This is a genomic window from Saccharopolyspora sp. NPDC045941, assembly GCF_056431445.1.
In genome coordinates this window covers 41,028-52,458 of the sequence record NZ_JBWKKU010000003.1, presented here as the reverse complement: position 1 = coordinate 52,458, position 11,431 = coordinate 41,028, and the positions used below count along the sequence as shown (strand labels likewise).

The 11,431-nt window shown below is 69.5% G+C and carries 7 protein-coding genes and 2 pseudogenes; 4 read left to right on the top strand and 5 right to left on the bottom strand.

Annotated features, from left to right (window positions below):
* Positions 1-13: 13 nt before the first annotated feature.
* Positions 14-679 carry a response regulator transcription factor gene (locus AC07FN_RS03335; RefSeq protein WP_478394128.1) on the bottom strand — a complete coding sequence of 222 codons (666 nt, stop codon included), beginning with the start codon at positions 677-679 and terminating at the stop codon, positions 14-16.
* Between the two features lie 678 nt (positions 680-1,357).
* On the opposite strand from AC07FN_RS03335, the gene AC07FN_RS03330 reads away from it, so the two are divergent.
* Positions 1,358-2,713 (top strand): helix-turn-helix domain-containing protein, encoded by a 1,356-nt coding sequence (locus AC07FN_RS03330; protein WP_478394127.1) that lies wholly within the window; start codon positions 1,358-1,360, stop codon positions 2,711-2,713.
* A gap of 66 nt (positions 2,714-2,779) precedes the next feature.
* On the top strand, positions 2,780-3,835 hold the full coding sequence (locus AC07FN_RS03325; RefSeq protein ID WP_452616246.1) for an aldo/keto reductase: 1,056 nt from the start codon (positions 2,780-2,782) through the stop codon (positions 3,833-3,835).
* Between the two features lie 104 nt (positions 3,836-3,939).
* Here AC07FN_RS03325 and AC07FN_RS03320 read toward each other — a convergent pair whose 3' ends face one another.
* The gene (locus tag AC07FN_RS03320; protein ID WP_478394126.1) at positions 3,940-4,890 is read right to left on the bottom strand and encodes a phosphotransferase; all 951 of its coding nucleotides are present in this window, start codon (positions 4,888-4,890) and stop codon (positions 3,940-3,942) included.
* A 488-nt stretch (positions 4,891-5,378) separates the two neighbouring features.
* Here AC07FN_RS03320 and AC07FN_RS03315 point away from each other — a divergent pair, with 488 nt between their 5' ends.
* Positions 5,379-5,966: a hypothetical protein gene (locus AC07FN_RS03315; protein WP_478394125.1), complete on the top strand. Its 588-nt coding sequence runs from the start codon at positions 5,379-5,381 to the stop codon at positions 5,964-5,966.
* A 52-nt stretch (positions 5,967-6,018) separates the two neighbouring features.
* On the opposite strand, the gene AC07FN_RS03310 is transcribed toward AC07FN_RS03315, so the two are convergent.
* The 3 genes and pseudogenes from AC07FN_RS03310 to AC07FN_RS03300 all read right to left on the bottom strand — a co-directional run bounded on the left by AC07FN_RS03310 (position 6,019) and on the right by AC07FN_RS03300 (position 10,083).
* Positions 6,019-7,263: a metal-dependent hydrolase family protein gene (locus AC07FN_RS03310; protein WP_478394264.1), complete on the bottom strand. Its 1,245-nt coding sequence runs from the start codon at positions 7,261-7,263 to the stop codon at positions 6,019-6,021.
* A 131-nt stretch (positions 7,264-7,394) separates the two neighbouring features.
* Positions 7,395-8,429 (bottom strand): annotated as a pseudogene (locus tag AC07FN_RS03305) (amidohydrolase); the annotation flags it as partial.
* A 206-nt stretch (positions 8,430-8,635) separates the two neighbouring features.
* Positions 8,636-10,083, bottom strand: a pseudogene (locus AC07FN_RS03300) (AbgT family transporter).
* Between the two features lie 208 nt (positions 10,084-10,291).
* On the opposite strand from AC07FN_RS03300, the gene AC07FN_RS03295 reads away from it, so the two are divergent.
* Positions 10,292-11,314: an Lrp/AsnC family transcriptional regulator gene (locus tag AC07FN_RS03295; protein ID WP_478394124.1), complete on the top strand. Its 1,023-nt coding sequence runs from the start codon at positions 10,292-10,294 to the stop codon at positions 11,312-11,314.
* Positions 11,315-11,431: the final 117 nt, after the last annotated feature.

Sequence of the window (11,431 nt, the reverse complement as noted above, 5' to 3'; positions counted from 1 at the left end):
GACAGCTCGGCGGTCACGATGCCGACTGCCGCGCGACCAGGCCGTTGCGGTGCGCGAACACGGCCAGCTGGAGCCGGTCCCGGTTGCCCAGCTTGCGCAGCAGGTGCGAGACGTGGTGCTTGACCGTCGTCTCGGACAGGAACAGCCGGGTACCGATCTCCCGGTTGGACAGTCCTTCCGCGACCAGGTCGAGGATGTCGCGTTCGCGGGCCGTCAGTTGCCGCACGACGTCGTGGTCGGCGTCGGCCGGTGCGTCGCGGAGGAAGGCCAGCACCGGGTCCACGAGGCACGGTTGCAGGTAGCGATGTCCCTCGTGCACCGCGAGCACGGCGCGGCGGAGTTCCTCCGCGGTGCAGTCGTCGGTGATCACCCCGGCGATCCCGGCGCGCAGCCCGCCGATCAGCCTGCGGTCGGTGCGGTCGGCCAGCAGCAAGATGGTCGGCCGTGCCCGGTCGCGGCGGATCTTCGGCAGCCAGGACCACCTGCCGCCCTCGACGTCGTCCGCCAGGTCGATGTTGGTGAGCACGACGTCGGGGGCGAGCCGCTCGGCGAGCGCCTCGGCCTCCGCGGCGCTGCTCGCCTCGCCCACCACGTCGATGCCGCCGATCTTGCCCAGCTGGGACTGCAGTCCGGTCCGCCAGAACGCGTTGTGCGCGCAAACGAGGATGCCGATCTTCATTCGTTCCTGCGGTTCCAAGAGGTCTCCGATCCCCGTCCAGATGTGCTTCGAGCGAACCGGGGAACGCGTTTCGCGACCAGGAACAAATATTCTGCGAACTCCGCGCATTTTCGCGTGTACCGGGTTGGGCGAATTGCTCCAAGAGTGGAGTTCACAGTCTTGAGTTCCCGTTTCCCGTGCGATGCCGATGGGGCGGATCAGCAGATCTGCGTCCTCCTCCGGAGGTTGCTGTAGCGAGCATCACATTTGCTTGGACAAACGTCCTCTTCGACTGGGGCCGAATGTGCGAATGCCACTGTCGGCCGTTTAGCGCAAAACGTAATGACTGCTTTGTCTGAAATCCAGGTAAATCGTTACAGTATGAAACAGGTTCGCAAGCTTCGATGGAGCCTCATTGCTCCAAAAGTGCAGTTACTTGTGGGTATTAGCTACTGATTGCAACTGTAGTGGGCTGAATGGGTGGTTATCTGCTCTAAAGTGGCAACGCCACTTTGGTCATGTTTGACTTGCTGTGACCGCGTGGGTCGCGGTCAGAGGTGTTGCGTGCATGCCGTATCGAGCTCGAATGCGAGCGACTGGGGGTCTGTATTCGGAATTCAGGAGGGCGTTCGAACTGGTGGCTATTTCTGTTCCGGGGCGGGTCCGCGGAACAGGGAATACTTGTTCTTGGGGAACGGCATGGTTGACGGACTGATCTGGGAAGACGGGCGATTCGGGGGTGGTGGGAATTCCTTCGGTGTCCTGCTGCGCCGACTCCGCATTGCGGCCGGACTCACGCAGGAAGGGCTCGCCGAGCAGTCCGGGCTGAGCGTGCGCACGATCAGCGACCTGGAGCGCGACAAGACGTCGCGACCGCAGCGCTCGTCGGTGCGGCTATTGGCGCGAACGCTGGGGTTGGAGCGCGAACAAGCCGAAGAATTCCACCGCACGGCGCACGCGCCATTTCTGGGCCGACCCGGATCCGCTGCGCGGGTCCGCGCCGCATCCAACACCGCAGGCGGGGCGCAGCGCCGTCATGACGTCTTCTCCGAACTGCCCGCCGACGTGCCCTTCTTCATCGGAAGGCTCCAAGTGCTGCGGCGATTATGCGCAACGCTGGCACCAGACGCGAGCATGGCCTCCGACCGGCCTCGGATAGTCAACATCACCGGAGCGCCGGGCGCCGGCAAGACGGCGCTCGGCGTGCACGTCGCACACCGGCTCAAAGACCAGTTCTCCGACGGTCACATCTACGTCGATCTGCAGTTCAAAGATGGTTCGGGGGTGTGCACCGACGAGATCCCCAGCCGCATCCTCCGTTCGCTGGGCGCGCGTTCCGTTCCCGCCGGTTTGGAGGAGCAGTGCGCCCTGCTCCGCGCCCTGCTCGCGTCCCGGCAGGTTTTCCTGCTGCTGGACGGAGTCGTGGACGAGGCCCAGGTGCGCCCGTTGCTGCCGGGGGTCGGCCGCAGCGTCGTCGTGCTGATCAGCCACCGCAAGTTGCACGCGATCGACTGCCGGTGGTCGGTGCGGGTTCCCGGCTTCACCAATCGAGAATCCCGGGACTACCTGGCCGGACTGTTCGGAACCGACCGGATGGCCGCCGACTCCGAAGGCGTGCGCGGGCTCGTCGCCTGCTGCGCGGGAAACCCGCTCGCCCTGCGCATCGCGGGCTCGCTGCTCGCCGCGCGGCCCTACGTGCAGCCGCGCGATCTCGCTGCGCTGCTGGCCGACCCGTGCAAGCGATTGGGCCACCTCGTGATCGGGGACCTCAGCGTGCGCGACAGCGTGCGCAAGGGCTACAACAACTTGACGCCGGATCAGCGATCGAGTCTCCAGGCGCTCAGCCGGGTGTCGTCGAACGCCATCACCTACACCGAGATCCCTGCCCTGCTCGGCCGCCCCGCCTACGAAAGCCGCGCGCTGCTCGCGGACCTGGTGGACGCCGGGCTGGTGCACACCACCGGCGTGGCCGCCTGCAGCGCGCTGAAGTACCGCGTGGACGACTTCATGCGCAGCTATGTCCTGGGGCACTGCGAGATGCTCGACGCCGGGTAGCCAGAAATCGATTTCCAGAGGACGAGCCGACGCCCGCGACCGGGCGGCAATACCGAAGGGAAATGCATGCGGTACACCCTCCTCGGCAAGACCGGCCTGCGGGTATCGGAAATGTGCCTGGGAACCATGACGTTCGGCAGCGACTGGGGTTGGGGCGCGCCGAAGGAAACCTGCGGCCAGATCCTCGACGCCTACGCCGGGGCCGGCGGCAACTTCATCGACACCGCGAACGCCTACACGAACGGAACCGCCGAGCAGATCCTCGGCGAACTCCTGGAGGGACGGCGCGACGAGTTCGTGATCTCCACCAAGTACAACGCGCCGACGCGGCGCGGTGACGTCAATGCGGTGGGCAGTCACCGCAAGAACCTGGTGGCCTCGCTGGAGGCGAGCCTGCGGCGGCTGCGCACCGATCACATCGACGTGTACTGGGTGCACGCCCGGGACACCTTCACGCCGGTCGACGAGATCATGCGCGCGCTCGACGACCAGGTCCGCCTGGGCAAGATCCTCTACGTTGGGGTCTCGGACTGGCCCGCGTGGGAGGTGGCCCAGGCCAACACGCTCGCCGAGTTGCGCGGCTGGTCGCCGTTCATCGGTGTGCAGCTGCGCTACAACCTGCTGGACCGCTCGCCGGAGCGCGAATTGCTGCCCATGTCAAGGGTTTTCGATCTCGGCGTGCTGGTCTGGGGCCCGCTGGCGGAGGGGCGGCTGACCGGGAAGTACCTGCGCGGTGAGCACGGCCGGTTGAACACCTACGACTGGGGCGGCGACCACGACCGGGCCGACGGCATCGTCCGGGAGGCGGTGCGCATCGCCGAGGAGGTCGGCCGCACCCCGGCCCAGGTGGCGTACGCCTGGCTGCGCTCGCGGCCGGGCATCATCGTCCCGATCGTCGGCGCCACCAGGCAGGAGCAGCTGCGGGACAACCTGGGCAGCCTGGAGCTGGAACTGGAGGCGGCCCACCTCGACCGGCTCGACGAGGTGAGCAGGGTCGAGCTGGGCTTCCCGCACGACTTCGTGCGCTCGGACGCGATCACGCCCGTCATCTACGGCGACCGGTGGGAGGAGATCGACGACCGGCGGCGTACGGTCCGGCGCACCCCGCACGACATCGAGTGACCGCTGCCCCTCCCCGAAGGATCTCCCGGGGCGGCCCCGCTCCTTCGCCTCCGCGGTGGGGAGGCGAAGGAGATTCGGGCGAAACCGGGGCCTGCGCGTCGGTGTCAGCTGATCATGCCGCCTGCGAACGGCATCGCCTGCCAGTGGGCGACGGCAGGCTCCAGGTACTCCGCCAACACGGGCAGTTGCGGCACGAGCGTGAGGGTGGCGACGACCCGCAGCATCCCCACGGCGTTCACGAACTTCATGACTTCGTCGTTCAACGGCCGCAGGCCGTTGCGCTGCGCCCCGCGGTTGTAGGCGGCTTCGAGGTCGGGGCCGAGTGCGGCCAGGTCCCACTCAACGGGGCCCAGCGTGACCAGTTCGAAGTCGGCGAAGAGGTGACCGCCCACCCCGGCGAAGATGTTCGCCGGCGGGGAGTCGCCGTGGATGGGCTGCAGGTCGACCCCGGGGAACGCCCCCTCGAACGCCGCGCGCGAGCTGACGAGCGGTTCCAGGACCTGCCACTCCCGGCTTGCGCGATCGAGCTCCGCCGGAGCGATGAGGTCGGGGCGCTTTTCCAGCAGGGCAAGGCTTTCCGCGACGAACTGCGGTTCCGCTGAGGACAGGAACGACAGCCGGCCGGGGTATGCGCGCAGCGCGGCGTGCAGGTCGGCGGCGAGCTCGGAGTTCGCCACGTAGTCGGGTTCCCCGTCCCGGGCCTCCTCGGCGAACTGCCAGAACGTCATCGAGAACCCGTCGCGCTGAACGGGTTCCCGGGGCACGAGGGGGCTGGGCGGGATCACGGGCGTTCCCCGGTCTGCGAGCCACCGCGTCACGTCCAGTTCCGCCTGCTGGCGGCGCGCCAGGGCGTCGAGCCCGGTGTTGTGCGGCAGCACGGTGGGAATCCGGGCCACGACCGGTGCGGGCGCGAGGTGGACGACGACGGAGAAGAGGTCGTGGAGCACCCGGGCATCGGTCACGGTGAGCCCCAGGTCGCGCCCCGCCCCGACGGCCGCGTCGACTGCGGCGGAGGTGCGGTGGGCGATGTGCTGCGGCGACGCGGACTCGGTCATGGGCCCGATTGTTCCATTTCGCGCGGCCGCCAGGTGACGGCGGCTCCGCGGGCGGGAACCGGTCTGCCGCGGTACACAAGGGGACTGGTCGCTTTCCGGACGAGGGTGGTGCATCGTGAAGGTAGGTGTGGGCGTGCTGTGAGCGCTGCTCGGGGCGAGGGCGGCGATCCGCCGCTGGGAGGCGGGCGGGGGCCTGCTGTTCGCGGTGCCGCGAGCGTTGCCGCTGCTGCCGCTGGCGGCCCTGGCGATCGTCATCGGCACCGCGGCGTTCCACCACCGCGCGGTCCGGCGATCCGGCCGCGCGGAGGAGTGATCCGCTGGTGTCCACAGTGGCCTGCCAGGCCGGGGCGGAAACCAGCTCGGCCTACCGGAGAACGACCGTGCAGTGGCCGCAGACGTCATCTGCGAGTACACCGCGGGAGATTGGCCCGGGCCTCCGAGCCGCCTGCCGTGCGAGGGCGCGGTGTGCGCACGGCAGAATCCGGGGTGTGATAGCGGAACGCCTTTTGGAGCAGCAGGAACTCATCAACGGTGAGGCTCGCCGGGTCGCCGCCGAGCTCGACCTGATGGCCGTTCTCGGCGGGGTCGGTGAGCCGGTGCAGGTCGGCAGCTCGGCCCTGGGGGTCATGGTGCGGCGGGATCTCGACGTCACCGTGGTCTGCCGGGAACTGGACCGGGACGCCCACCTGGCCGTCGCGCGCATCGGCGCGGAACTCGCGGTGCTGGAACGGGTCCGGGAGGTCCGGTTCCGCGACGACACCGGGATGTGGAACACCGACCCCCGCTACCCGGACGGCCTGTACCTGGGCGTTTCCTACCGGGCCGTGGACGGCGCGGACTGGACGCTGGATATCTGGTTCGTCGATCGACCCGACCGGCAACCGGACCTCGAACACCTGCGAACCCTCGCGCCCAGGCTCGACGACGAGCACCGGGCCCTAGTGCTGGCCATCAAGGAAGAACTCGCGAAGAGACCGGCCGACGGCGTCGCCAGCTATGAGGTGCACCGGGCGGTGCTGGACCACGGCGTGACCACCGCGGAGGAATTCGACAGCTGGCGAGCGGACCGGCGATGACACCGGGGCAGGGGGTGGGCGACCCGCTAACCCCCTGCCGCTTCGCCGAACGTCAGGCGGTTCGCGAGGTCGCGGCCGTGCCGGTCGTCGCGGCGGTGGTGCGGTCCTTGACGACCACACCGTCCTTGACGACGAGTTCGATGGCATCCGGGTCGGCGAGGGCGGCGATGCCGGTCAGCGGGTCGACCGACACGACCACGAGGTCGGCGATCTTGCCGGCCTCCAGGGTGCCCAGTTCGCCGGCGAGCCCCAGCAGTCGCGCCGCGTTGGCGGTGCCGGCGACGATGGCGTCCGACGGGGACATGCCCAGGTCCACGAGGTGTGCCAGTTCGAGCAGCTTGCGCGCGTGCGGGCAGACGCCGGCGTCGGTGCCGAGCGCGACCTGGACCCCGGCCTGGATGGCCCTGGCGAGGTTCTCGCGGGCGATCTCCGACCACCGCACCTTCTTCTCGTACAGGTACGGCGGCACGAGCGCCGGATCCGGTACCCGCAGGGCCGCGCTGAGCGTCGGAACCAGGAAGGTGCCCTTGTCGAGCATCAGTTCAACGCCCTCGTCGTCGATCTCGTAGCCGTGCTCGACGCTGTCGACGCCGCCGCGGATCGCCGCCAGGATGCCCGCGGTGCCCTGCGCGTGCGCGGCGATCTGGCGGGGTCGCGAATGGCGTTCGAGCTCGGCGCGGATCAGCGCGATCTGGTGCTCGGTGATCCCGAGGTCGTCCGGCTGGTCCGTCGGGCTCGACACCCCGCCGGTGGTGCAGACCTTGATGACGTCGGCGCCGGAGCGGATCAGGGTGCGCACCGTGGTGAGCACTTCCTCGTCGGTATCGGCCACGCAGAGGCTCGGAACGTTCACCAGCGGCATCACCTTGCCGTTGGGCAGGGTCAGGTCGGCGTGACCGCCGGTCGGCGAGATCACCTGGACCGCGATCCGGGCCCGGGGGCCGGTGATCAGGCCGTCGTCGAGGGCGCGCCGCATCCCGTGGTCGAGCCCGCCGAGATCGCGGATGGTGGTGATGCCCGCGTCCAGCGTCTGGCGCAGCCGCCGGGCGGTCTTGAGCGTCGCGTAGCTCCCGGCGTCGGACACCACGTTCCGCGGGTTCTCCTCGACCGCGGTGGTGGCGTGCACGTGGGTGTCGAAGAAGCCGGGCAGCACGGTGCGGCCACCCCCGTCGATCGTCCGGACCGGAGTGACCCCGGCGTGCTCGCGCCGGGGACCGACGTAGGTCAACCGCCCGTCCGCAGCAACGACCTCGCCGTCTTCCACGGGGGAGCCGCCGGTGCCGTCGATGATCCGCACGTTGGTCAACCGGATTGTTCCGCCGTGACTCATGGTTCCTCGCTCTCGCTCGATTTCCTCGGCAGGCGCCGGAATCGCGGGGCATCCCCGTCGATTCCGGCGCCTGCCGCGTGGCCGCCTGCACCGTCCGGTCACTCCTGGGCGAACGCCTCCTTCGCCTGCCGCAGCAGGTCCGGCTCAGTCAGCAGCCGGATGGTGGTGGTGGCCAGCAGCGTCGCCCCGTCCAAGGCGACCTGGTCGCCTGCCGCGGCACCGGCCGCCTCGGCGGCTTCGTGGGTGTGCATGGTGACGCCGGGGACGAGCTCTAGGAGCGGGTGCGCTGACGGCACCACCTGGCTGACGTTGCCCATGTCGGTGGAGCCCCCGGCGCGGTTCGGCAGTTCCGCGCCGGGCTCCCGGCCCATCGCGACGAGCGTGCCGGTGATGAGCTCGGCGAGCACGGCGTTGCTGCGCATGGCGGCGTAGGCAGGCGCGGACCGGCGGATCTCGACGTCCGTTCCGGTGGCCAGCGCGGCTCCGCGCGCGCAGTCGTGGACCGCGGGGACGAGCCGATCGGTGAGGTAGCGGGTGTCGGGGGAGCGGACGAAGGCCCTGATCGCCGCGCGCTCCGGGATGATGTTGGGCGCCTGACCGCCGTCGGTGATGATCGCGTGGATGCGGGATTCCGGGCGGATCTGCTGGCGCAGCAGGCCGATGGCGTTGAGCGCGAGGGTGGCGGCGTCCAGGGCGTTGCGCCCCTCGTGCGGGGTGTCGGCGGCGTGCGCGGGGACACCCGTGAACACGAATTCCACGGCCTCGCGCGCCAACGAGGGCATGTGGACGCGGTTCGCGCCGGTCGGGTGGACCATCATGGCGGCGTCCACTTCGGACAGCACGCCCGCCTCGATCAGGTAGGCCTTGCCGCCATCGCCTTCCTCGCCGGGGCTGCCGACCGCGAGGATCCGCGCGGCGGTGCCCGGGTGCTCGGCCAGCCAGCGCTTCGCGGCGATCGCGGCGCCGAGCCCGGCCGCGGCGATCGTGTTGTGCCCGCAACCGTGCCCCAGGCCCTCCAACGCGTCGTACTCCAGGAAGATCGCGACCGTCGGCAGGTGGCCGTCGTGGTCGCCGGCGTTGGTGAACTCGGCGACGAACGCGGTGTCGAGATCGGCGACCCGCTCCCGGACGTCGAACCCGTGCGAAGCTCAGCGAGTCGCGGAGCAGCTTCGCGGCGTGGTGCTCGGTGAAGCGGATCTCGGGCCGGTCGTGGATCCGGTGGCTGACGTCGAGGATCTCCGGTCGCAGCGCCTCGACCAGGCCGGTGATGGTGTCCAGCAGGGCGGTGCCGGAATCGTGGGTGGACAGGGCTTCCTCCTAGATGGGTGGGGGTGGGTGGTCAGCGTCCGATGTGGAACGTCTCGCCCGGCCCGATCGGGATGCCGAGCGCGGTCCACACGACGAAGAACAGCAGCCAGCTGGCGTAGAACGCGGCGGTGTAGGGCAGCATGAGCGAGAACAGCGTGCCCAAGCGCGCTTTCTTGTCGTAGCGCTGGATGAAGCCGAGCAGGATGGCGATGTACGGGCTCAGCGGCACCATCATGTTGGTCGAGGAGTCCGCGATCCGGTAGGCGGCCTGGACGTAGGCCGGGTTGACGCCTTGGAGCATGAACATCGGCACGAACGTCGGCGCCTCCAGCGACCACAGCGCCGATCCGCTGGCGATGACCAGGCTCAGCGCGGCGGTGAGCAGGCTGAATCCGACCAGCCCCAGGATGCCGCCGATGCCGAGGGACTTCAGCAGCGCGGCACCGTGGACCGCCAGCAGCAGACCGAGGTTCGACCAGGTGAACCAGGCGATCGCCTGGGCCGCGACGAAGATCAGCACGAGGAAGCCGGAGAGTTCCTTGACCGACTTGCTCATCAGCGCGGGGATGTCGGAGGTGCTGGTGATCGTGCGGGCGGTGACGCCGTAGGCGGTGGCGGTGCTGACGAAGAACATCAGCAGGATCGGCACGATCCCCTCCAACAGCGGGGACTTGAGCAGGCCACCGGTTTCCGGGTTGCGGAGCGGGGAACCGGGGACGGCGGTGACGATCGCGACCGCGAGCACGTACAGCACGGCGGTGATGCCGGCGTTGCGCAGTGCCCTGCCGTTCAGGGCGGGCTCCGCGGCCGGGCTTTCGGCGTCGTCGTCCGGATCGGGGGTGTAGGTGCCCAGCGGGGCTCGATGATCTTCTCCGTGACGATCGTGCCGACGATCGCGAGCATGACCGCCGATGCGGGCATGAAGAAGTAGTTCGCCAGCGGCGACACGGTGGTTCCGGGCGCGACGATCCCGGCGGCCGCGGTGGTGATGCCGGACAGCAGCACGTCCGTGCTGGTGATCACGAAGTTCGCCGTGAACGCCGCGCCGGTGGCGGCGAAGCCGGCGGCGAGCCCGGCCAGCGGATGCCGGCCCATCTTGAGGAAGACCATCGCCGCGAGCGGCGGAACGATGAGCGCCGAGGCGTCCGAGGCCAGGTGGCTGATGATGCCCACCAGCATCACCGTGAGCGTCACGTACCGGGGCTTCACCCCGGCGAGCGCCCGGCGCAGGACGGCCTCGATGAGCCCGACCTGCTGGGCGAGGCCGATGCCGAGCATGAGCACCACGACCAGCGGCAGCGGCGGGAACTCCACGAAGTTCTTCAGCGCGCTGGTCATCACGTACGTCAGCCCCTCGCCGGAGAGGATGCTGTGGATCAGGACCTGCTTGCCGGTCCCCGGGTGTACCACCGACGCCCCGAGCCAGCCGGCCACGGCCGACACCGCCGCGATCAAGATCGACAGGTACACGAACAGCATGAACGGGTGCGGCAACGCGTTGCCGACTCGTTCCACGACGTTCAACGTCGCAGCCAGAGCCCTGCTGCCGGCTCCAGGCTTCGTTCTCGCGTTGGTCCTCGCCACTGAGTCCCCTAACGCGTCCGGGTGGTCTTTGGTGCGCACATCCTGGGTACTGTTTTCGCCTGACCGGGCTAAGCTGCGGGAAAGTGGTTCTCAGGAAGTTCGAATGCGCGAAGTTGTCAATCTCGACGAACTGGATCTGGATCTGATCAGCGCGCTGCAGATCGCTCCGCGCGCTCCGTGGGCGCTGGTCGGCGAGGTGCTGCAGGTCGACGCGGCGACCGCGGCCCGGCGCTGGGAGCGCCTGAGCGAGGCCGGGGCGGTCTGGCTGACCTGCTACCCCGGCCCGCACTACCCGGAGCCGGTCTGCATGGCCTTCATCGAGGTCGACTGCGCCCAGGGGCAGGCGCTGGCGGTGGCCGAGCAGGCCTCGCGGCTGCCGGCCGTGGTCACCGCGGAGCACGTCACTGGCGGACGCGACCTGTACTTCACGGTGATGGTCGGGGATCTCGGCGAGCTGACCGAATTCCTGCTCGGCGACCTGCAGCGGATCCCGGGCGCGCAGACCACCCGGGTGCAGGTCGTCACGGAGCTGTACGCCCAGGGCGGTGACTGGAACCTCGGCGGGCTCGATGCCGCTCAGCAGGAGCGGATCAGGCGTTCGCGGCCCAGCGGCAAGGGCTTCTCGATCCAGGCGCTCCGGCCGGTCGACCGAAACCTGCTGCGGTTGCTGGCGAATGCGCCGCGCGCGTCGTACACGCATCTCGCCAAGGGGGCGGGGATCAGCGTCAGCACCGCGCGCCGCCGCGTCGACGCGTTGCTGGCGTCCGGGATGGCCGGCATGCGCTGCGAGGTGTCCCGGGTGCTCGCCGAGGTTCCGATGTCGGCCACGGTCTGGGCGAACGTGCCGCCGGCCGACCTGCCCGGCGCGGCCGCGCTGATCGCATCGCTGCCCGAAACGAGGGTGTGCGCCGGGATCACCGGTGGCATGGCGAACCTCTTGTTCAGCGTGTGGCTGCGCAGGCCGAAGGAGCTCCAGCTCATCGAGCGCCGGCTCGGCGACCTGTTCCCGCAGGTGAGCATCGTGGACCGGGCCCTCTGCCTGCGCCACGTGAAGCGCGCGGGGCGCCTACTGCACGACGGCGACCTCGCCGGCGACATGGTCCCGCTGGCCATGTGGAACGACTGACCACGCCCGGCGCCCGGGTGCGCCGCACGCTCCGCCGATGGCCGCCCGTCGCCGCCGTCCCGCGGGCAGCGTCCTAGTTGTATTCTCCCTTTTCCTGTGTATATTAGGTTCAATCCT

Coding starts and splice junctions, on each gene's coding strand:
- AC07FN_RS03335 (WP_478394128.1), bottom strand. CDS start 679: ATGAAGATCGGCATCCTCGTTTGCGCGCACAACGCGTTCTGGCGGACC.
- AC07FN_RS03330 (WP_478394127.1), top strand. CDS start 1,358: ATGGTTGACGGACTGATCTGGGAAGACGGGCGATTCGGGGGTGGTGGG.
- AC07FN_RS03325 (WP_452616246.1), top strand. CDS start 2,780: ATGCGGTACACCCTCCTCGGCAAGACCGGCCTGCGGGTATCGGAAATG.
- AC07FN_RS03320 (WP_478394126.1), bottom strand. CDS start 4,890: ATGACCGAGTCCGCGTCGCCGCAGCACATCGCCCACCGCACCTCCGCC.
- AC07FN_RS03295 (WP_478394124.1), top strand. CDS start 10,292: ATGCGCGAAGTTGTCAATCTCGACGAACTGGATCTGGATCTGATCAGC.